The sequence below is a fragment of the Streptomyces sp. NBC_00028 genome (genome assembly GCF_045041065.1).
Lineage (GTDB): Bacteria > Actinomycetota > Actinomycetes > Streptomycetales > Streptomycetaceae > Streptomyces.
In genome coordinates, this window is record NZ_CP108293.1 from 53,229 (window position 1) to 73,964 (window position 20,736).

Annotated in this window: 16 protein-coding genes; 8 read left to right on the forward strand and 8 right to left on the reverse strand. The window is 69.7% G+C overall.

All coding sequences use genetic code 11. The features are described 5' to 3' along the window. Positions 1-319: 319 nt before the first annotated feature. Positions 320-1,243, forward strand: coding sequence for a hypothetical protein (locus tag OG885_RS00305; protein ID WP_405724275.1), 924 nt, complete (start codon positions 320-322; stop codon positions 1,241-1,243). A gap of 449 nt (positions 1,244-1,692) precedes the next feature. Beyond that, entirely contained in the window at positions 1,693-1,992 is a 300-nt protein-coding gene (locus tag OG885_RS00310) for a hypothetical protein (RefSeq protein WP_405724277.1), read from the forward strand. Here OG885_RS00310 and OG885_RS00315 read toward each other — a convergent pair. Further along, a complete protein-coding gene (locus OG885_RS00315; protein WP_405724279.1) occupies positions 1,946-4,681 on the reverse strand; it encodes a tetratricopeptide repeat protein in 2,736 nt (911 codons plus the stop codon). The genes OG885_RS00310 and OG885_RS00315 overlap by 47 nt on opposite strands. A gap of 228 nt (positions 4,682-4,909) precedes the next feature. Between OG885_RS00315 and OG885_RS00320 the strand changes: the two genes are divergently transcribed. Next, entirely contained in the window at positions 4,910-5,299 is a 390-nt protein-coding gene (locus OG885_RS00320) for a hypothetical protein (protein ID WP_405724281.1), read from the forward strand. A gap of 251 nt (positions 5,300-5,550) precedes the next feature. Here the strand turns inward: OG885_RS00320 and OG885_RS00325 are convergent, their stop codons facing one another. From OG885_RS00325 to OG885_RS00345, 5 genes are all read right to left on the reverse strand, one after another. Next, positions 5,551-6,390, reverse strand: coding sequence for a carbohydrate ABC transporter permease (locus OG885_RS00325; protein WP_405724283.1), 840 nt, complete (start codon positions 6,388-6,390; stop codon positions 5,551-5,553). Then, positions 6,387-7,748 (reverse strand): carbohydrate ABC transporter permease, encoded by a 1,362-nt coding sequence (locus tag OG885_RS00330; protein ID WP_405724285.1) that lies wholly within the window; start codon positions 7,746-7,748, stop codon positions 6,387-6,389. The genes OG885_RS00325 and OG885_RS00330 overlap by 4 nt, the downstream gene beginning before the upstream one ends. A 7-nt stretch (positions 7,749-7,755) precedes the next feature. After that, the gene (locus tag OG885_RS00335) at positions 7,756-9,084 is read right to left on the reverse strand and encodes an ABC transporter substrate-binding protein (protein WP_405724287.1); all 1,329 of its coding nucleotides are present in this window, start codon (positions 9,082-9,084) and stop codon (positions 7,756-7,758) included. A 39-nt stretch (positions 9,085-9,123) separates the two neighbouring features. Next, complete coding sequence (locus OG885_RS00340; protein WP_405742508.1) at positions 9,124-10,740, reverse strand: glycoside hydrolase family 13 protein; 1,617 nt, start codon at positions 10,738-10,740, stop codon at positions 9,124-9,126. Between the two features lie 175 nt (positions 10,741-10,915). After that, positions 10,916-12,187, reverse strand: coding sequence for an ABC transporter substrate-binding protein (locus tag OG885_RS00345; protein WP_405724289.1), 1,272 nt, complete (start codon positions 12,185-12,187; stop codon positions 10,916-10,918). A gap of 118 nt (positions 12,188-12,305) precedes the next feature. Here OG885_RS00345 and OG885_RS00350 point away from each other — a divergent pair, with 118 nt between their 5' ends. The 3 genes from OG885_RS00350 to OG885_RS00360 are packed head-to-tail and all read left to right on the forward strand — an operon-like array spanning position 12,306 to position 15,967. After that, a complete protein-coding gene (locus OG885_RS00350) occupies positions 12,306-12,821 on the forward strand; it encodes a PadR family transcriptional regulator (protein ID WP_405724291.1) in 516 nt (171 codons plus the stop codon). Continuing rightward, complete coding sequence (locus OG885_RS00355; protein WP_405724293.1) at positions 12,791-13,567, forward strand: ABC transporter ATP-binding protein; 777 nt, start codon at positions 12,791-12,793, stop codon at positions 13,565-13,567. Before OG885_RS00350 ends, OG885_RS00355 begins: the two co-directional genes overlap by 31 nt. A gap of 39 nt (positions 13,568-13,606) precedes the next feature. Continuing rightward, positions 13,607-15,967, forward strand: coding sequence for an FtsX-like permease family protein (locus OG885_RS00360; protein WP_405724295.1), 2,361 nt, complete (start codon positions 13,607-13,609; stop codon positions 15,965-15,967). 207 nt (positions 15,968-16,174) lie between these two features. Here the strand turns inward: OG885_RS00360 and OG885_RS00365 are convergent, their stop codons facing one another. Further along, positions 16,175-16,570: a DUF4440 domain-containing protein gene (locus OG885_RS00365; protein ID WP_405724297.1), complete on the reverse strand. Its 396-nt coding sequence runs from the start codon at positions 16,568-16,570 to the stop codon at positions 16,175-16,177. A 288-nt stretch (positions 16,571-16,858) separates the two neighbouring features. Next, positions 16,859-17,437, reverse strand: a complete 579-nt coding sequence (locus tag OG885_RS00370; protein ID WP_405724299.1) for a TetR/AcrR family transcriptional regulator — start codon at positions 17,435-17,437, stop codon at positions 16,859-16,861. An 88-nt stretch (positions 17,438-17,525) separates the two neighbouring features. Here OG885_RS00370 and OG885_RS00375 point away from each other — a divergent pair, with 88 nt between their 5' ends. Both OG885_RS00375 and OG885_RS00380 read left to right on the forward strand, forming a co-directional pair. Next, positions 17,526-18,407: an SDR family oxidoreductase gene (locus OG885_RS00375; RefSeq protein WP_405724301.1), complete on the forward strand. Its 882-nt coding sequence runs from the start codon at positions 17,526-17,528 to the stop codon at positions 18,405-18,407. 1,035 nt (positions 18,408-19,442) lie between these two features. Next, positions 19,443-20,315 carry a trypsin-like serine protease gene (locus OG885_RS00380; protein WP_405724303.1) on the forward strand — a complete coding sequence of 291 codons (873 nt, stop codon included), beginning with the start codon at positions 19,443-19,445 and terminating at the stop codon, positions 20,313-20,315. Positions 20,316-20,736: the final 421 nt, after the last annotated feature.

Here is a 20,736-nt window from a genome sequence, read left to right on the forward strand (position 1 = left end):
CTCATCGCCTCCTGCGGCAGCATCAGCGGCTCCTGCGCGTCTGCACCCTCAGCACCGCTGCCTGGATCTCCAAGAGAGCGGAATGCATGGGTTCGACTACCTTTCCGGCGCCCAGAACCGACAGCCACGAGCTTGAGGTTGTGGTGAACTCGCAAAAATTTGACGGGAGTTGTGAAGGGATACAAGAATTCGAGTCGCTCGCTGTGTCTGAAGTGAGCCAAGTGACGCGAGTGGCCTATCCCCGGACTTCTTGGTCTCTGCCATGTAGGCCGCTCGCGCCCATCCACCTCCCACACTCCTGATTCCACAGAGGCAGAACTTGACGCGCTCCCCCCGCTCCAGAACCTCGGCCACCCTCGCCGCAACCGCATTCCTCGCCTGCGCCACACCCCTGCTCGGGGCCGCTTCCGCGAACGCCACGACAGCAGGCGGCTGCCAGTCCGCCACCGTGCAGTACCGCATCGTCGACGCAGACGGACGCCCGGTCGGCGCCGACTGGACCTCGCAGGGCGGCTTCCATCAGTGGGACACCGCCCCCGGCACGGTTGAGGTGCGCCTGGCCCCGGGACAGACGGTCGGCGACGGCTGCAAGTACCCGGTGTCGCTGGCCGAATACACCACCGAAGGCTCCAACTGGTACACCTCCGGCCACCAGAACCTCGTCGACCACGCCACCGTGTACCTCACCGCCGCCGACGTCGCGGACACAGACGGCGGCAAGCACACCTGGCAGACGCTGACGGTGAAGACGCCCGACTGCTTCGGGCAGATCGACCTCTACGGCGACGACATCATCTACGACGGGAAGACGGAGGACGGCCACGGCCCCGCGCCGTACCAGCCCGACAATGTCGTCACCCCGTACCACCTCATCGCCGCGTGGAACGGCGGGGACAAGTCCTGCACCCCCGACCAGCCCGACTCCCCCACCCCGACGCCCTCGGAGTCGACGCCGGACACCCCGAGCACGCCGCCCACCAGCCAGCCGCCCGCCCAGGAGACAACTCCCCCCGCCACCCCCACGACGCCGTCCACCGAAACCACACCGCCGACCACTCCCGACATCCCCCCGATGGAGTCGACGCCACCGGCCACCCCGACGCCCTCGCCCAGCGACAGCACCCCGCCCCTGGCCGAGACCGGCTCCAGCGCACCGGTCGGCCTGATAGCCGGCGGCGCGGCCGCAGTGATCGCCCTCGGCGCCGGCGCGATCTACACGACCCGCCGCACGCGCCGCTCATGACCACAGCCGCAGGGCAAGGCCTCACACCGTAGGACGTCCGACAGCTCCGCCGAACCCACACCTACATCCGACGCGTAGGAGACTGGGCGGCGGAGCTGCCATTCACAGATTCGCTTTCGTGCTGCTCCCAGCAGTGCGATGTGCCGTCCCGCACTGCGTCCAGAGCGTGTTCGCCGAGGCCGACGCACTCTGCGAAGGGCGGTGGCGCGGACTTCCTTACCCAGCGCCCTGCGTCGTAGGACGGATCCCGTCGGCGCAATGAGGGCCTCCACCGTCCCGTCCAGGCTCCCGCACCGGGCCGGAGCGGGAACCGCAGGCCCGTTTCTGACCTGGTTCGATGCCGGGGCCGGCGGGCGCAGCGTAGGACGGCGAACAGGACTTCGCTCTAGGTTCGGCAGCCTCACGGCACAGCAGCGGCAACCTTACGGCCGCCCGCATCAGGAGGCATCATGCGCAGGACCATGTCCGTGGTGGGCGTCATCATGATCGTGGTGGGCGTCGCGTTCACCGTACTGAGCCTGCTGACCTACGCGAACAAGGACGACCGGCAGCTCGCCGAGCATCGTCTCTACGACCTCCAGCTCTCGCCCGAGGACGAGGCGCGAGCCAGAGACGACCTCCGCTCCATCCAGGACCGCGAGCGGCTCAACATCGAGGTGGCGATCGGCGGCACGGTTGCCGCCGTGGCGGGCGGCGCGGTGGTCAGGACTCTGCGTCGGGGGCGGCCGACGCCTGCTCCGTCGCGTTGAATTCTTGCCGCGAGACCGCGGCTACTTGTTCCTGCGACCACCGCGCCAGCAGTTGCTCGGCCTCTCGGGTACGCGGATGGTTGGCGCCTTGGATCCGCACCATGTCGGTCAGCAGGGTGCTGAGCCGATCTGCGGCAGTGGTGTGGTCACCATGGCGGTACAGGAGTTCGGCCTGCTGTTGCCGGGCCCGCAGGGTGCGCGGGTGGTCGGCGCCCAGTACCCGTTCGAGGGTGGTCCTGAGCTCCCCCAGACTGCGCAGCGCGGCAGCGGTGTCGCCGGCGACACCTCGCCAGAACGCCAGGTTGACCTGGCAGGTCAGGGTCGTGGGGTGCTCGGCGCCGAGCGCGAGTTCGGCGTCGTCGGCCGCTGTGACGAACTGCTCGACCGCCTCGCCGAGTTCGTTGGCGATTCCGTGCCAGTAGGCGAGGTTGTGCCGGGCTATGAGGGTGTCGGGGTGCAGCCGGCCGAGGACCGAGGCCAGTCCGTCCACCGCCTGCTGGTGGGTGGTCACAGCGAGCCGCACATCGCCCGTCTCCCCGATCCACCGGCTCAGGTTGGTCAGGGCCGTCAACGTCCTTGGATGGCGGGGCCCGAGCTCCCGCTCCAGTTCGAGGGCGATCGCGGCGTACCCGTCGCGTGCGCCTCGGGCGTCCCCGGAAAGCCCGCGGCACAGCGCGACATGGTCGTCGGCGTCGGTCACCACCGGGTCACCGGCGGCGAGCGCCCCCCGCGCTTCGGCGGCCAGGGTGACGAAGTCGGCCAGCGCGGCGTCGATGAGACCCGACTCCATCCGGAAGCGCGCCTCCTGCAGTCGGATCAACAGCGTGTCCGGATCCGTACGGCCGAGGCTGCCTTCCGCCTCGCGTCGTAGCCTCCCCAGCGACCGGAGTGCCGCCGCGGTGCCCCCGAGGTCGCCCTCCGCCTGGGCCGCCTGCGCCCTCAGCATCAGAACGTCCCGGTGACCGTCGCCCAGCCGCCGCCGGGCCTGGTCGGCCAGCCCCTGAGCGATGTCCCGAGCAGCGGCGGGACGGCCAACAGCGGTCAGATGCCGGCCGAACCGGCGCAGCAGGGGATGCAGGCCGCCGGCGCGCCAGAGGTGGCCGTCGGCGCGCGCCAGCAGCACTTCGGCGCTGCGATAGAGGACGGTCTCCGTCTCCGGCTCGCAGTCCGGCGCGGACCATACCTCCTCCAGCGCGTCGGCCGCGGCCGTGGCGAGCCGTTCACGGCGTTCGGGCGGTACATCGTCGCGGATCGCGCGCTGGACGAGGGAATGCACGTCGACGACCGCCGTTCCGGCAGGTCCATGGTGGGTGACCAGACTCAACCGGTGCAGTGCCCGCAACGCCAGCAAGGCACCTCGTTCCGGGACGGGGTCACCGCCGAGCCAGTCGCGCGCCGCCGAACCGAGCAGCACCGCGTCGGGAATGCCGTCGGGCGCGAACATCGAGATCAGTTCGAGCATGGCACGGACGGATCCGGGAGGTGCCAGCAACTCCGCTCGCCCCAGGGCGAGTTGCAGTGTGCCGGTCATCGTGCCGCCGTGCTCGTCCGCCGGGGAGGAGGGCGGGAGCAGACCGGCGACGCTCTCTCGCCGGTCGGCCAGCAGGCTCAGGTACGCAGGCAGGTTCATGCCTGTGTCGATGAGGAAGGCGGCCGCCTGGGACAGAGCGAGCGGAAAGTGGCCCAGCACCGCGGCAAGGGCCGCCAGATCCTCGCGGCGGTGCGCCTGGGACCCGTGCTGCCCGGCCGCCGGGCCCAGGTCGAGCAGCAGCCGGTCGGCCAGGTAGGCAGTGGCCTCGTCGGCGGTGAACACGCCGACGGGAATCATCCGAACGCCCGGCCGCAGCAGCGTGGCGTCCCGCCGACGGGTGACCAGTACGGTCCGACCGGCGTCTCCGGCAGGCCAGAGCCCGGCCAGTTCGCCCGGATCGTCGATGTCGTCGAGGACCACGAGCCAGGGCGTGGCGGTTGATCTCAGCCAGTTCAGGAACAGGTCGGCCTGGGTCTCGTCGTCCCCGCCGCGGTCGATCCCGGGCAGCAGAGCTTCCTCCTCGCTGCCCGTGATGCGCACCCCGGACAGCGCCCGCCACGCACGGGCGTAACCGCCCAGAACCGAGAGGCGGTCGCCCGCGGGCACCCAGAGCAGCATCTCGTCCCGCTGCTTGGCGCGGTGGAAGGCCGCCGAGGCCAGTTGTGACTTGCCGACGCCGCCCGCGCCCGTGAGCAGGATCTGCCGCACGGACGCGTCCCGTATGGCCGCGTCGATACTGTCGGCCAACCCCTCACGCGGCCGCAGCGCGGCGGCATCACCCGGCGGACGGCCGATCACAATCTGCGACTGAGGCTGCGGCGACGATCCCGTGGCGGCAGTGCTCCGGTAATCCCGCGCGGCACGCCACAGTTGCTGCCACTGCGCCACAGTGGGCTGTTCGGCGGACTTGCCTCCAGCTGTCCTCTCGACGGCCTGCACCAACACCATGACAGCTTCGAACTTGCGCGGTACGGACTGGCCGTTGGCCCATTCGCCAAGCCTGCGCGCGTTGACGGCGACCCGGCGCCCGGACGGCAGCACCACCGCGCTGGCCCGCCGGGCCAGGGTCTCGTCCGACACGTCCGGCAGACGCCGGCGCAGCCGGGTCAGCGCTGCTGCGAACACCACTCTGGGATCGCCGGTTTCACGATCGTCCACCCGAGTCTCCCCCACCCGCCGCGCCGCCCACGCCAGCCTATGCGACTGCGCCGCCCCCGGACCGGCCCGGAACGGGAGCGAACTGCCGCCACAGCACCCGCCGTTGACCTCCTCGGACAGCCTGCGTCGACTGCCTGGGACGGTCGCCGGCGCTCCTCACCCCTACCGTGGAACCGTTGTTGTCGGGTGTTGAAGCACCGGGTACTCAGAAAAAAGGGGGGACTCCTCTTGGCTGTTGAACGCGCCTATCCAGAAATGATCCGCGACGAGCACTACGTGCGGCACTTCAACGGCTGGGAGGGCTACGCCCATGTGCGGGCGTGGCGGACGGCACCGCACCAAGTGACCGTCGTGATCAGTGGCCTGGGCGGCACGTGCACTCTGGAAAACCTGCTTCCCCTGCTGCGCGACGAATACCCGGACGACGCGACGGACTTCTACTTCCACATGCCCACGGACTGGACGGAGTTGGGGTACTACGCAGCGCTGACGACGAACGCCGACGGCACCGTCGTACAAACACGCCTTGTTGGAAACACGCTGACCACACGTCTCGGGCCCACCCTGCACGCGACCGACGACCCGGACGACGACTCCATCGGCGGGGACAGCCCGTGACGGCTTCCTGCCCCACGCCTCGCGCCCTGGTCAAGGGGCCGCCCGTCTGTCTCAGCTCCATGATGTCGGGCCCGCGGGGTGCGCCCAAGAGCACTCTTGCGAGAGGTGCGCGTGCCATCGGCCGTCGAGGTCCGACTGGACGTGCAGGGTGGTGCCCAGGTAGCCCGCGGGGCCGGGTGTTTCGTCATCTCCGGCATGGGCCAAAGGGCCGGCTGCGCCCGGCGCTGTGCCGGCTCCTTTGGCGTCGGGGTCTACTTCACTGAGCCTGCCATCACGCCCTGGACGAAGTAGCGCTGGAAGGCGAAGAACACCACCAGGGGTACCACCAGGGACACGAAGGCTCCGGGGGCGAGGACGTCGACGTTGCTGCCGAACTGCCGGATCTGGGACTGCAGTTGCACGGTGAGCGGTTGGGAGGAGGCGTCTGCGAAGAGCAGGGCGACCAGCATGTCGTTCCAGACCCACAGGAACTGGAAGATGGCGAGGCTGGCGATGGCCGGCCGGCCGACGGGCAGGACCAGTTGGCGGAAGATGCGCCACTCGGTTCCGCCGTCCATGCGTGCGGCTTCCAGCATCTCCTTGGGTATCTCCGCGAAGTAGTTGCGCAGGAGGAAGATGGCGAAGGGCAGACCGTAGGCGACGTGGAAGAGGACGACGCCCGGGATGGAGCCGAACAGGCCCAGTTGGCCGAAGAGTTTGGCGACGGGCAGCAGGCCGATCTGCACCGGCACGACCAGCAGTGCCACGACGACGAGGAAGATGGCGTCCCTGCCGGGGAACTCGAGCCAGGCGAACGCGTATCCGGCCAGTGCCGCGATGAGAACGACCAGGGCGGTGGTGGGCACCGAGATGAGCACGGTGTTCCAGAACGCCTGGGTGATGCCCGCGTTCTTCAGCAGCGCTGAGTAGTTGTCGAGGGAGAGCTGGCCGGGGTGGGAGAAGGCTGTCCACCATCCGCCCAGTGCGGAGTCCTGGGCCGAGCGCAGCGAGGAGAGGAGCAGGCCTGCCAGTGGGGTGAGCCATATCAGCGCCATCACGGCCAGGACTGCCTGGATGAGGGTGTTGCTGAGTCCGCGCCGGATCGTGCTCATCGCTGGCTCCTTCGGAATCGGCGGACGTTGAAGGCCATGGCCGGGACGACCAGGAGCAGCAGGAGTACGCCCAGGGCACTGCCCAGGCCTTGGTTGTTGCCGCCGCCGAAGGAGACCAGCCACATCTGGGTGGCCAGGACGGTGGCGTCCTCCTGTACCGGTCCGGGCGCGATGATGTAGACGAGGTCGAAGACCTTCATCACGTTGATGACCAGGGTGACGAAGACGACGGTCAGGACGGGGGCCAGGAGCGGCACGGTGATGCGGCGGAAGATCTGCCATTCGTTGGCGCCGTCCATGCGTGCGGCTTCCAGGGCGTCGCGTGGGAGTGCGGCGAGTCCGGCGCCGATCAGGACCATGGCGAAGCCGGTCCAGATCCACAGGTAGGCGCCGATGATCGCGGGTGTGACGAGGGTGGGGCCGAGCCAGGACACGCCTTCGTAGGGCTGTGTGAAGTTGGAGGCGGGCAGTTCCAGCAGGTAGGGGTGGGCTTCGAGGCCGGTGAAGCGGAAGGAGCCGTCGGCGCCTGTTGTGGTGGTGGCGACCGTGTCTCCGGTTTCGTCGACTGCCTTGACCTGCATCTTGGGCAGTCCGCTTTCTTTGCGGTCGACCTTGCCTTGTGTGCCGCCGCCGCCCGGTGTGAAGTCCAGGTACACGGTCCCGCTGATGGTGTCCGTGGGCGCCTCGCGGCCGGCTGCCGGGTACGCGGGTCGGGCGCCTGCGGGGAGGTTGTCCGGGGCGACGCCGACGAAGCCGAGGTTCACGCCGGTGCCGGGGGCGACGGTCGTGCTGGTCCGGTAGGAGCCGTCTTTCAGTGCCGTGAGGCCGTGGCCGTCGCGGGCCCGCGCTGTGGGGTAGGTGGAGGTGCCTTTGAAGGCGTCGTGGACGCTGACGACGGCGGCGTTCAGCACTCCCTTCGAGGGGTCCTCGTCGTAGGCGAGGCGGAAGATGATGCCGGCGGCCAGGAAGGAGACGGCCATCGGCATGAAGAGCAGCAGTTTGAAGGCCGTCGCCCAGCGGACCTTCTCCACGAGCACGGCGAGGATCAGGCCCAGGCCGGTCAGCAGGGTGGGGGCCACGACGACCCAGATGGCTGTGTTGCGCACGGCCTTCAGGGTCGCCGGGTCGCGGAACATCTCGGTGTAGTTGTCGGCGCCAACGAATCGGGTGCCGGAGGCGTCGAAGAAGCTGCGTCCGACGGAGAACACGACGGGGTAGACGACGAGTGCGCCCAGCAGGAGCAGCGCGGGGAGGACGAACAGAAGGGCGATGGTGCGGGCCCTTCGGGTGCGGCGGCCCCTGTCGGGGGCGCTGGTGGGCGCCGGGCGGGGCGTCTGTCTGATCAGCGTGGCAGTCATGGGTCGATCAGTTCTGGTAGGCCTTGGCGGCGGCGTCTTCGAGCTTGGCCGCGGTGTTCTTCGGGTTGGAGGGGTCGCGCAGGAAGTCCTGCAGGAGCTTCCACTCGCCGGCGCCCTTGGTGCCGCCGAAGGCCGCGGGTGCCTGGTCGGACATGTCGAAGCGGACGGAGTCGCCGGCCTCGACGAGGGACTTGGCGGTGGCGCGGGCGACGTCGTCGTTGTAGGAGTCCAGGGGGACGTTCTTGTTGGGCGACAGGTAGCCGCCGGCCTTGGCCCAGACCTTGGAGGCTTCCGGGGTGGCCAGGTATTCGAGCAGTGCCATGCCGGCCTTGGCGTTCTTGCCGTCCTTGAGGACCACGGCGGCGTCGCCGCCGCTGACGACGGGGGCCCTGCCGCCGTCGACGGGCGGGAAGGGGAAGAAGTCGGCGTCCTCGCCGATGGTCTTGCCGAACTGGTCGTGGGCGACGCCGCCGACGAAGTCTCCCTCGTAGACCATGCCGGCGTCGGGCTTGGGTCCGAAGACCTTCTCCACGGAGCCCGGGAAGTCGGTGTTGAGGGCTTCCTTCTGGCCGCCGGCGAGGAGTTCCTTGTCCTTGAAGACCTCGCCGAGGGTGGTGAGGGCCTGGACCACGGAAGGGTCGGTCCACTTGATCTGGTGGGCGGCGAGGGCGTCGTACTTCTCGGGCCCGGCCTGGGAGAGGTAGATGTTCTCGAACCAGTCGGTGAGCGTCCAGCCGTCCTGACCGGCGACGGAGAAGGCGGCCAGGCCGGAGTCGGAGATGGTGTGTCCTGCCTTGAGTAGGTCGTCGAAGGAGGTGGGTGCTTCGACGCCGGCCTGGGTGAAGGCGTCGGGGCTGTACCAGACCGTCGACTTGTGGGCGGCCTTGAAGTAGAGGCCGTAGAGGGTGTCTTCGACGCTGCCGTACTTCTTCCAGACGGGTGCGTAGCCGGCGTCGACGGACTTCTCGGTGGTGGCGGACAGCGGGGTGAGCCAGCCGTTGTGTGCGAACTGCTGCAGTACGCCGACCTGCGGGACCATGACGACGTCGGGGGCGTTGCCGCCTTCTATCTTGCTGCCGACGACGGTGGAGACGTTGTCGCCGGTGGAGATGAACTGGGTCTTGGCGCCGGTCTTGGCGCTGAAGGCGTCGAGGACCTTCTGGAAGTTCTTCTGTTCGGTGCCGGACCAGACGCCGGCGACGGTGACGGTCTGGCCGCTGAGGTTCTTGGCGCCGCCGCCCGCGGAGACGGGCTCGCTGCCGCCGCAGGCGGTGGCACCGAGGGCCAGGGGGAGGGCGATGCAGCCGGTGAGCAGGGTCGTACGTCGTCGCATCATCGTTGATGTCCCTTTGCTTGCTGGTAGGGGCGGGCAGAGTCAGAGGTCGTTGATCCACCACGCGGCGGTGGAGCCGGGGAGGACTCCGGCAGGTGTGGGGCCGCTGGCGAGGAGAGGGGCGCCGGCAACCGGCGCGGGAACGGGTTCGGTGCCGAAGTTGACGGCGCAGACGAATCCGTCGCCGCGCTCGAAGGCGAGGACGCCGGGCGGGGTTTCCAGCCAGCTCAGCGAGCCTTCTCCCAGGTGGGGCAGGGTCGAGCGCAGGTGGAGTCCGTCGCGGTACAGGTGCCAGAAGGAGCGGGTGTCGGCGAGGGCGCGGTCGGTGGCGTACTCGGCGAAGTAGTCGGGCTGGGGCAGCCAGGGCCGTGCGGTGTCGGTTCCGGAGGTGAAGCCGAAGGGGGAGGCCTGTCCGGACCAGGGCAGGGGGACGCGGCAGCCGTCGCGGATGCGGGCCCGGCTGCCGGTGCGGCGGAAGATGGGGTCGGTGAGGACCTCGTCGGGCAGGTCGATGACTTCGGGCAGGCCGAGTTCTTCGCCCTGGTAGATGTAGGCGGCTCCGGGCAGTGCCAGCATCAGGAGGGCGGCGGCGCGGGCGCGGGCGGGGCCCAGGCCGCTGCCCTCGGGGGTGAATTCGCCGTACCGGGTGACGGTGCGGACCTGGTCGTGGTTGTTGAGGACCCAGGTGACCGTGGAGCCGGTGCCGGCGATGTCCTGCATGGCCTCGGAGATGACCTTGCGGAAGGCGTCGTCGCACCAGGGTGCGCTCAACAGGTCGAAGAAGAAGGCCTGGTGGAGTTCGTCGGAGCGGACGTACTGCGCGTGCTGGCGGGCGGTGGGGACGGAGACCTCGCCGACGAGCAGGCGCTCCGATCCGTCGCGGGCGGTGTATTCCTCGCACACGGCCCGCCAGTGGCGCCAGACGTCGTGGACCTCGGGCTGGTTCCAGGCGAGGGGGTTGACGGAGTCGCGGGTGCGGGCGTCGGCTTCGGGGTCGTGGGAGTCGGGCAGATCCGGGTGCTTGAAGAGGCCGGCGGCGACGTCGATGCGGAAGCCGTCGACTCCCCGGTCGAGCCAGAAGCGCAGCACCCGCTCGAACTCGGCGGCGGTCTCGGGGTTGCGCCAGTTCCAGTCGGGCTGGTCCGGGGTGAACATGTGCAGGTACCACTGGCCGGGTCGGCCGTCGGCTTCGGTGACGCGGGTCCAGGCGGGGCCGCCGAACATGGCGTGCCAGTTGTTGGGGGGCTGTCCGCCGTTGGGGCCGCGGCCGTCGGCGAAGTGGAAGCGGGCGCGTTCGGGGCTTTTGGGTGAGGCGGCAAGCGCCTGTCGGAACCAGGGGTGCTCGGAGGAGCAGTGGTTGGGGACGATGTCGAGCAGGACGCGCAGGCCGAGCCTGTCGGCGGCGGACATCAGCCGGTCGAACTCGGCCAGATCGCCGAAGGTGGGGTCCACGTCGCAGTAGTCGGCCACGTCGTAGCCGTGGTCGTGCTGCGGGGAGGGATAGAAGGGGCTCAGCCAGATGCCGTCGACTCCGAGCTTCTTCAGGTAGGGCAACCCGGCCCGGACTCCGGCGAGATCGCCGATTCCGTCACCGGTGCTGTCGAGGAAGCTGCGGACGTACACCTGGTAGATGACAGCGTCGCGCCACCAGTGCTCCATGTTCACTGCCTGTCTGTGCCGTAACTGGTTATGCATGCATGTTAAGTAGCGATGTCGGCGAGGTGTCAATGAGAAGCGCGCAAGCAGCGCGATATCGGTCCGCTATATAGGCATATTTCAGCGCACTATGGGAGTGGAGCGCCCGCCAGTCATACCTAACAGGTAAGTAGAGAGGTCAGTGGGTGCTGACGGCGTCGAGCTCACGGCTGAGCCGCCGCACCGCTGCTTCGGGCGTCTGATGTCCCGTCAAGGCGTCCTGCACCGCCGCCTGGACGACCAGACTGACCTGGTCGTAGCGCGGGCTCTTCGGACGCGGCGCCGCATGCAGCACGCTGGAGCGCAGAATCGGCAGATAGGGAAACTTCTTCACGAGGTCGGGGTCCTCGTACAGTGCGGCCCGCACGGGTGGCAGGGCGCCCCGCGTGAGGACCTGACGCTGCACGGCCTCACTGGTCAGGTAGGCGATCAGGCGCGCCGCGGTGTCCGGGTGCCGCGCATGCGCGCTCACCGCCAGATCAGAGCCGCCCAGCACACTGCGTCCGGGGCCGTCCAACCCCGGCAGGGGCAGGACGCCCACCTTGCCCGCGACGGCGGATCCGGGCGCGGAGGCGCTCGCGAAGGCGTAGGGCCAGTTGCGCAGGAAGAGAAGACGGCCGTCCTGGAAGGCCTGTTTGGACTCCTCTTCCTTGTAGGTGAGCGCCGCCCGGGGAATCCACCCCTGCCGGACGCCTCGCGCCAAAAAGCCGATGCCCTGACGTGCTGCCGCCGAGTTGACGGTGACGCGGCGTCCCTCGTCACCGAGGATGCTTCCGCCGGCCGAATAGACCGCCTCCGCGGCGTTGACGGTGAGGCCCTCGTAGGGAAGGAACTGACCCGCGTAGCCGCCGAGGCCGTACTTGGGCGCGATGGTCTTCGCGGCCTCCTCCAGCTCCGCCCAGGTGTGCGGTGGTGACACGCCCTCCTTGGCGAGGATGTCCTTGCGGTACAGCAGAAGCCCGGCGTTCGTCACATAGGGCACGGCGTACAGCCGGTTGCCGTAGGTCGCCGTGTCGACGACCGGCTGCAGAAAGGACTTGAGCGGGAACCTGTCCCGCTCAAGGGGCCGCAGCCACCCGGCCGCCGCGAATTCCGAGGTCCAGGCGACGTCGATGTTCAGGACGTCGAACCGGCTGTGTTCTGCCCGGCGAAGGTCGGTGACCATCTGCGCATGGGTCTCGTCGGCGGAGTCCGGCAACTGTACGAGAGTGATCTGCTCGTCGGGGTGATCGCGGTTCCAGTCCCCCAGCACCGACCCCAGGTAACCGGTCAGGTCGCCGGCGGTGGCCAGCGTGAGCGGACCGCGATCCGCGTCTGCGCTGTGGGCGCCCGGCCTGTGGGCAGGGACACATCCGGCGAGCACCACACCGAGAGCGAGGAGACACTTACCCGCGGTCGTCATCCACCGCATCGGTCCTCCCATACGCCCGTGACCGGCACCATCACCTGGGTCAAGGGCCATGTATACCTGTTAGGTATGGGCGATACTAGGGGCCGGAAGATTTCACGAGGACAGGAGGACCGCGGTAGTGCGCCTGCCCCTCCTGGCACTCCTCGCGCGAGGACCCGCACACGGCTACGAGCTCAAGCAGGGCCTTGAGCAACTGCTGGGGTCCGCGTACCCTCAGCCGAACATCGGCCAGATCTACGTCACCCTCGGCCGTCTCGAGAAGCAGGGTCTGATCGAGGGCGAGGACGTCGAGCAGTCCAGCCGTCCCAACAAGAAGGTCTACCGCCTGACCGGTTCCGGGCAGGCGGAACTCCGCACCTGGTTCGACAGACCAGAGGATGAGCCGCGCGTCCGAGACGACTTCTTCATGAAGCTGGCCCTGGCCCCGCAGACCGGCATCGCCGATCAGATCGCTCTGATCAACAAGCAGCGCCGCCAATACCTCAACTCCATGCGCAACCTGTCGAAGCTGGCCGCCGAGGAAGACCGTGCCAACCGCATCGCACACCTCCTCATAGAGGGCGCGATGTTGCACCTGCAAGCCGATCTCGATTGGCTCGAACGATGCCAGGAAGAGCTGGAGGAGCTGGAGTGAGCGACCACCCCGCTCCCGCATTGCGCGCAGAAGGCCTGCTCAAGACCCACTACGGTGAGAGCGGCCCGGCCCACGCCGTACGCGATGTCGATCTCACCGTCCGCCGCGGTGAGTTCCTGGCCGTCACCGGCCCATCCGGCGCGGGGAAATCGACCCTCCTGCATCTGCTCAGCGGACTGCAGCGCCCCGACAACGGCAGCGTCTGGCTGGACGGCGAATGCACCGACCCCTGGGGCGAGGCCCGCTGGGCGGTCGAGCGCCGCAAACGCATCGGCATCGTGTTCCAGTTCTTCAACCTCGTCTCCAGTCTCTCCGTCGCGGACAACGTCGAACTGCCCGCCCTCCTTGCCGGCCTCTCCCCCAGACAAGCGCGTGCCGAGCGGCAGAAACTGCTGGACGAGCTCGGCCTGACCGGCAAGGAACGCAGCCTGCCCGCCGAACTCTCCGGCGGCGAACAGCAACGCGTGGCACTGGCACGGGCCCTGGTCAACCACCCCCCGCTGCTGCTGGCCGACGAACCCGCCGGAAGCCTGGACAGCAAGGGCACCCGCGAGGTGATGCGGCTGCTGTCCCGCTTCCACCAGCGCGGGCAGACGATCGTCCTGGTCACGCATGACGCCCGGCTGGCCAGCGCGGCAGACCGGGTGATCAGCTTCTTCGACGGCCGCATCGCCGACGACGCCACACTCGACAGCACCCCGTCGCCGCGGCCGGGAACGTCCGGAGTGCTCAAGCTCAAGAGCTGAGGTGCGCACGTACGGCGACACCGGAGGGGATGAACGGAAATGCGCGCCACCTTGCGCTGGGCCCAGTCCGATCTGCGCACACACCGGGGCGAAGCTCTGTTCCTGGTGCTGGCCACCTGCGGCATCGCCATGTCGCTGCTGCTGGCCACCGCACTCTTCGGCTATGCCACCAACCCCTGGCAACGTGTCTTCTCCCAGACACGCGGAGCGCACGTCTGGATCCACACCGGCACCTCCACCGACCTCGAGAAGCTGTCAGCCGTGGACGGCGTCGAGGCCGCCGCCGGACCGTACGCCACCAGCAGCACCACCCTCGCCTCCCGGGGCGCCCGCGCCTCGGTGGAACTACGGGCCACCCCGAGCCTGCCCGGCGTCGACCGGCCGCTGCTGACGGCCGGCCACTGGCTCGACCCGCGCACCCCCCGAGGCGTGGTGCTGGAAAGCCAACTGGCTCGCGCCTTGCTCGCGAGCCCCGGAGACGCGCTCACCCTGAAGGGCACCGCAGAAAAGATCACCGTCGTCGGCATCGCCGACAGTGCCGAGACCCACTACAGGCCCGGTGGGAAACCCGGGCTCGTCTGGGCACTGCCGGCCGCTGTGCAGCGTCCGGACGGCCAGGTCATCGGGCTGCGGCTGATCCATCCGGACGACACGGACTACGCGATACAACGCGCCGTCACCGTCCTGGGCGCCGGTGCGATCGACGACGTCTCCACCTGGCAGCAGGCGCGGGGCGAGGCACAGGGCGAGAACCGCCTCATCGGCCAGGTGCTCGGTCTGTTCGGTGTCGGCTCACTGCTCGCCGCCGGGCTCGCGGTGCACGGCGCCATCGGCACCCGTATCCGCGGCCATCTCCGCGACATATCCGTCCTCAAAGCCGTCGGCTTCACTCCCGGACAGGTCGTCCGCACCTTCCTGTGCCAGCACGTCGCCTACGCCGTGGTCGGAGCACTGACGGCCGCAGCGGTCACAGAGACCGCCGGCTCCCACCTGCCGGGGCGGCTGGGAGACGCCGTCCAGGTGTGGCGCGTCCTTCCCGGACACACCGCGGCACAGATCCTCATCCCGGTGGGGGTCGTGCTGTTCATCGCCGCGACGACCGGCCTCGCCGCCTGGCGGGCGGGGCGGGTACCCCCGGTGCCCGGAGTCCGCGCCCCGGCGATCTCCCGCCCGCGCGCGCTCCGCTCCGGCCGACGCCCGCAGCGCAGTCGCCCCCGGACCACACACCGCACGTCATTCAGCACGGCGCGGCCCCTGTCCGCGGCGACACGGCGGGCCATCGGCGGCGGCGTACCGGCCGCCCTGGTCCTGGGCCTGCACACGTTGATCGCCCGGCCGATCCGCTTCGCCTCCAGCGTGGCACGCCTGGCACTGCCCCTGCTGCTGATCGTCGTGGCCGTGAGCGCCTGGACCACCCTCGACCGCTTCCACAGCCAACCCGAGAAGTTCGGCGCTCCGGCCGCCCTGACCGTCCGCACCCACGAGGGACTCAGCGACAGGGAAGTCCGCGAACTGCTGCTCGGCACAGCGCAGATCGACGCGGTCTATCCGGGCGCGGAAGTCGCCGCCCTGGTCCCGGGGCAGACGGCCACGATCGCCCTGCGCGGACTCGGCACCCGCCACTCCCCCTATCCCGTCTCGCTCGCCGAAGGCAAGGCTGCGACAGCACACGACGAGGCCGTGGCCGGGCAGGGGCTTCTGGACCTGCTGAATGTGCACGTGGGTGACTGGATCCGTGTGACAGTCGGCGACCAGCCCCAGGTCCTGCACATCGTGGGCCGCAGTATCGAGCCGGAGAACGCCGGCCGCGTCATCACCACCTCTCTCGACACCCTGCGCGAGAACGACCCCAGCCTCGGCCCCGCTCTCTATCAGGTCCGTCTCCGACCGGGCGCCGACCCGCACACGGTCGCGCGCCACGTGCTCACCGCCGGCGACGACCGACTCGACGTCCACACCGTGCCCAGCCCGGCTGACGAGCTCTCCCCGCTGCGCAGCGTCGTCGCAGGCCTGATCCTCGTACTCGCCCTCATCGCCCTCATCGAGGTGCTCACCAGCATCGCGGCCACCGTCCGCGAGAGTGAACGTGACCTGCTGGCGCTGAAGGCCATCGGCCTGTCGCCGCGTCAGATCACCGCCATCACCCTCACGGCCACGGGCTGCACCGCCCTGGCCGCATGTGCCGCAGCGGCGGGCATCGGCATCCCCCTGGCCCGCTGGCTCATCAACACCCAAGGACGATCGAGCGGCATCGGAGCGGGTATCGCCCAAAGCCCGCCACCGCCACTGTTGATGTTCTTCGCCGTGGCCGTCGTCATCGGCTCGGCCGGGCTCGCCGCGGTACCGGCCGCACGAGCGGCGCGACGCCGGCTGGCGGACTCACTGGCCGCCGCAGCGTGAAGAAGCACGTGACACCCCGGCCTGCCCTCCGGGAAGTTCGACGACTATTGACGTGTCCCGTCGGTGGATGGGTCTGCGCGGGGCGGGTGCGTTGCTTGTCGGCGCACACCGAAGTTCAGGGCGCTTCGCTGCGCAGAAGGCTGATGTGCAGTTCGCTGCGCAGAAGGCTGATGTGCAGTACGGAACGGCGGAGCCTGGAAGGGCCGGTCATGGTCCTTCGTCCCCATGACGGTGAGCGACCCGCCACCACCCGTCCTCGCGGCGGTAGATCTGCGTCACCCGCAACGTGTAAGTCGTGGGCTCGCCGTTAACGGACACGGACGTGCGCTCGAAGCCGGCCGTCCAGGCCAGGTCGCCCACCACGTCGTACGTCCGCAGATCGAACCCGTACGACGTGCAGTCGGAGAAACTCTCAGCGAGGTGGGTGAAGAGCTCGTCGACCTCGCGCAGCCCGAAGGCGTTGCGCCAGGCGCCGAGCACGCTCACCGGCTCCTTGCGGGACCACAGCGCTCTACGCGGGCCCGCGTCGCCGTTGTGGAGGGCCAGCTCCGCCGCGTACAGGTCGGAGCCGACCCAGGCCAGGAAGTCGTCACGCTCGCTCATGGCAACCATCGAAGCGCCGCTCCGGCCTGACTGCCTCCCGGGCGGCACGTGGGTGAGCTGCGCGCGGGCCGTCTGGCGGGCCCTATCCCTCACCGCACACGCCGCCCTGGCCGGCCCCGCCTCCCGCACCCGCTACGACAAGGCGGGCATGGAGCGTAAGCACCAACCGCAAGCCTTCTGCTGCCTCGCCCGTGGCCGAGCCGACGTGCTCCTCGCAATGCTCCGCGACGACACCTTTCATCACCCCCACACGGTGAGTTCGCAGACGGTGCGTGAAGGTGTCGGACCTCAGCCCAGCGAGGCGCTCGCTGCACGCAGTTCGTCCAGGGCCGCCAGGGTGTACCCGGCGAGTTCGTCCTTGCCGTCGCGGTCGCCCTCGGACCATTGGGCGTATCCGCGTTTGAAGGCCAGGACGCCCAGCTCACCCGCGAGGGCTGCCGTCGCATCGGGTACTCCGCGGGCGACCAGAGCGGTTGTCATCGCGGCCGCGAGGCTGACGCTCTTGAGGGCGTCGCGTTCTTGGAGTTCGGCGCTGGCGGCCACGGCCGCCTTGAGGCGGGGCGCGAGTTCGCGGCTCATGGGGCCCATCGCGCTGCACGCGCGCTCCAGGCCGGCGGCGACCGATTCGAGCGGGCTGGCGTCGGCGGGCGCTTCGGAGATCCCCTCGCTCAGCAGGCGGCTCAGCGTCTCCTGTCCGGCCACCAGCAGCTCGCGCTTGTCGGGGAAGTGCCGGAAGAAGGTGCTCTTGGTGACTCCTGCGCGCTCGGCGATCTGCGCGACCGTCGTGGCGTCGTAGCCCTGCTCGGTGAACAGGTCGACGGCGGCCACGACAAGGCGTTCGCGTGCGCCTGGTTCCCATCTGCCCATGGTCACCATCCTAGGTGATGGGACTCTTGTCCCGTCATTGGAGTAGAGTGATGGGACAAGAGTCCCATCACTTCTGGGGAGTTTTCCCATGCGCGTTTTCGTCACCGGCGGCACTGGACTGATCGGATCCGCCGTCGTCGCCGAACTGCTCGACAACGGACACACCGTCCTCGCACTCGCTCGCTCCCTCACATCCGCGCAGACCATAGAGGCGGCCGGGGCCGAGCCACTGCGAGGAGCCCTCGCCGACCTGGACACCCTTCGCGCCGGCGCCGCACAGGCCGACGGCGTCATCCACCTCGCCTTCGACCACGACTTCAGCAGCCCCGACACCCTCGCAAAGTCGGTCACCGAGGAGAGCGCCGCCCTCGCCACCCTCGGCGAAGCACTCATCGGCAGCGACCGCCCCCTCGTCACCTGCTCCGGCACGCCCCACATCCCCGGTCGCCCCTCCACCGAGACCGACCCGCTGATGACCGACGGGCCGGTCGGCGGTCGCGGTCGTGCGGTCACGTCCGTCCTGGGCCTGTCTTCGCGCGGGGTCCGCAGCAGCGCCGTACGACTGCCGCGCACGGTGCACAACCAGGGCTCCGGCGGATTCGCCGGCCTGCTGACCGACATCGCCCGCCGCACCAGAGTCTCCGGCTACCCCGCCGACGGAACACAGCGCTGGCCGGCCGTACACGCGCTCGACGCGGCGGTCCTCTTCCGGCTCGCCCTGGAACAGGCGGAAGCGGGCACCGCCTGGCATGCCGTGGCCGACGAAGGCGACACCGTCCGCGACATCGCCACGGTCATCGGCCGACGCCTGGGCCTGCCGGTCGAGTCGGTGTCCCCGGAGACCTTCGGTCCCCTCGGCCAGATCTTCGCGAGCGACCAGCCCTCGTCCAGCGCGTACACCCGGCAGGTCCTCGGCTGGGAGCCCAAGCACCCCAGCCTCCTGGAGGACCTGGAGAACATCCGGGCCTGACCGGCGAGCGCAACGTTGCACGCGCCGAAGCGGAGAGGCGGCCTGGCCACTCGCGCTGGTTCAGGGCCCTGGTCAGCTGCCGGTTGGCTTCCCGGGCGGCCTCCAGTTCGGCCTCGCACTTCTCCAGGGACGCCTTCGGATCGACGGTCTGCCGTTCCAGGCGGGTGATCGTCCACTGAAGTTCCTCGACATCGGCGGGGGCGCCGAGGCCGGACTCTCGCGCCGGACCTGTTCCCCCAATGCCTCGGGCAGGCGCTTCTCCAGATGTTGGGTGCGTGCAGCGAGCCGGGTGTTGCGGGCTTACGCATTGGCCAGGTCGGCTTGGAGCGAGGCCCGGCTGAACCGAGGTGGCGCCTGCCGGATCCTGTGCGGGGGGTTCGAGTTCGGCGGCGTGGACCAGGGCGAGGAGGTCTCGATGGCGGTGGAGGAAGGTGCGGTCGCCCGGTGCGCGGGTCCGGGCCCCGTACGGCTCAACGTGGCATGCGGTCAAGGGATACGGAGCCGGGCGGAGCAGCGGCGGCGCGGCTCCGCCCGGCCGCGGTGTCAGGCGCAGCCGCCGGGGGTCCAGCCGAGGTAGTGACTCGCCGCCGTTTTGTCAGCCCCAGTCGGCCGGTCGGTGCTGCTGCCGCTGTGATGACCTCGTACGAATTGTGTCGCCGCACCTGGATGTGGTGCGGGTGGAACGGGTGGCCTGGTGAGGAACACACCATCCGGCGCCGCCGGACAAGAACCCGCGTCGCGGGGCGTCGCGGGGCGTCGCGGGGCCGTCCCGGCGGACGCTCTATCACCAGACTTCAGCCACGACAGGCAGCCGCCCTGCGCGTAGACCAGACAGCACACCGCTACTGCGCGACTGGTCGAAGTCGGTCTGCCCTCAGGATGTTCAGCCGCGTCGCGCGGCGCCCCCATAGCCCGTACATAGGGAAAACCCTGGAAAGGCGGGCGAGCTCTTGTCGCTGCCGCCTTCAGGGCGCTTCACTGGCGCTGCTGCACCCCCACAGGAGAACACCCGTCCCGTCAGTAGAAGGGTTTCTCTTGACCGCCCTACGCGCCTCCGCCGTCACCGCCGCCGCCTGTGCCGCCGTGCTCGCCACCGCGCTGCCGTCCTCGGCCATCAACTCGTACAACGCGACACCCGCACCCGAGCGCACCGAGGTCGGCGCGCTCGTCGCGACCTGGGACAACGACGGCGACCCCACGACACCCGACCGGGTCGACTGGGTCTGCTCCGGCACCATGATCGACGCGGACACGTTCCTGACCGCCTCGCACTGCACCACCGACTGGCCCGACAACGTGAAGTTCTACGTGTCGCTGGACCAGGACGTGCAGGCCGGCCTCGACGCCGCCGCGAAGAAGTACCCCGGAGATCCGGCCGCGCAGGCGGGCACCGTCGCCGTCGAGGGCACCGCGCACAGCCATCCCGACTACCCCGGGCCCGCGTCCGACCCGCACGACATCTCGGTGATCGAGCTGCCCACGACCAAGGTCAAGGCCCGCTGGACCTTCACCCCGGCCACGCTGCCCGCCGCCAACCAACTCGGCGCGCTCGGCCCGCAGGCGCTGAACTCCACCGACTGGTTCGTCGCCGGATACGGCACCCAGGAGGCCCAGCGCGGCCCCGGCGGCCAGACCCACCCCGGCGGCGGTGTCCGGATGAAGGCGCCTGTCACCTTCGACGCCCTCAACAACGCGTGGGTGCGCCTGGCGATGACCGAACCCCAGGGCAACGGCGGCGCCTGCTACGGCGACTCCGGCGGCCCCAACTTCGCCGTGCTCGGCGGCCGTAACGTGCTCGCGGCCACCACGATCACCGGCGACGGCCCGTGCTACGCGACGAACGTGTCGTACCGCCTGGACACCCCGGGCGCCCGCGCCTTCCTGGCCCCGTTCGTGAAGCTGCCGTAGCCCCCTGCCGGGCAGAGCTCGCCACCTCCGCAGCGCCTTACCGCGCTGCCGGGCCCGCCGTCGACCACGACTCGGACGAGCCGCGGTCGACGGCGGGCTGATCTCGAACGGTGACGGAGCCCTTCGGCGAGCTGGGCTGCGCGCGCCGTTTTACTGCCTGCCGTATCGAGTTGACCCAGCCCGCAGCGATGGAGCTGAGGCAGACGGGCAGCCCCTTGACCAGGGCGCAAGGCGTGGGGCCGCCCATGCCCTGCTGTTCCTGCACTGGGCAGTCGCCGACGGTGATCGCCAACTTGCGGCACAAGCAGCATCAGGCTCCACTCACGGTCCGGCCACGGTGACCGGCTTCAAGAGGGGCCCAGGCACACGCTCGTCCTCCTCCACCGACGGCTGGCCACAACGGTGGGTCCGCGCCACGACA

Excerpts from the sequence above, each read along its gene's own strand:
- OG885_RS00310 (WP_405724277.1), top strand. The coding sequence starts at position 1,693 with ATGCGCAGGACCATGTCCGTGGTGGGCGTCATCATGATCGTGGTGGGC.
- OG885_RS00325 (WP_405724283.1), bottom strand. The coding sequence starts at position 6,390 with ATGAGCACGATCCGGCGCGGACTCAGCAACACCCTCATCCAGGCAGTC.
- OG885_RS00330 (WP_405724285.1), bottom strand. The coding sequence starts at position 7,748 with ATGACTGCCACGCTGATCAGACAGACGCCCCGCCCGGCGCCCACCAGC.
- OG885_RS00335 (WP_405724287.1), bottom strand. The coding sequence starts at position 9,084 with ATGATGCGACGACGTACGACCCTGCTCACCGGCTGCATCGCCCTCCCC.
- OG885_RS00340 (WP_405742508.1), bottom strand. The coding sequence starts at position 10,740 with ATGGAGCACTGGTGGCGCGACGCTGTCATCTACCAGGTGTACGTCCGC.
- OG885_RS00345 (WP_405724289.1), bottom strand. The coding sequence starts at position 12,187 with ATGCGGTGGATGACGACCGCGGGTAAGTGTCTCCTCGCTCTCGGTGTG.
- OG885_RS00355 (WP_405724293.1), top strand. The coding sequence starts at position 12,791 with ATGCCAGGAAGAGCTGGAGGAGCTGGAGTGAGCGACCACCCCGCTCCC.
- OG885_RS00360 (WP_405724295.1), top strand. The coding sequence starts at position 13,607 with ATGCGCGCCACCTTGCGCTGGGCCCAGTCCGATCTGCGCACACACCGG.
- OG885_RS00365 (WP_405724297.1), bottom strand. The coding sequence starts at position 16,570 with ATGAGCGAGCGTGACGACTTCCTGGCCTGGGTCGGCTCCGACCTGTAC.
- OG885_RS00370 (WP_405724299.1), bottom strand. The coding sequence starts at position 17,437 with ATGGGCAGATGGGAACCAGGCGCACGCGAACGCCTTGTCGTGGCCGCC.
- OG885_RS00375 (WP_405724301.1), top strand. The coding sequence starts at position 17,526 with ATGCGCGTTTTCGTCACCGGCGGCACTGGACTGATCGGATCCGCCGTC.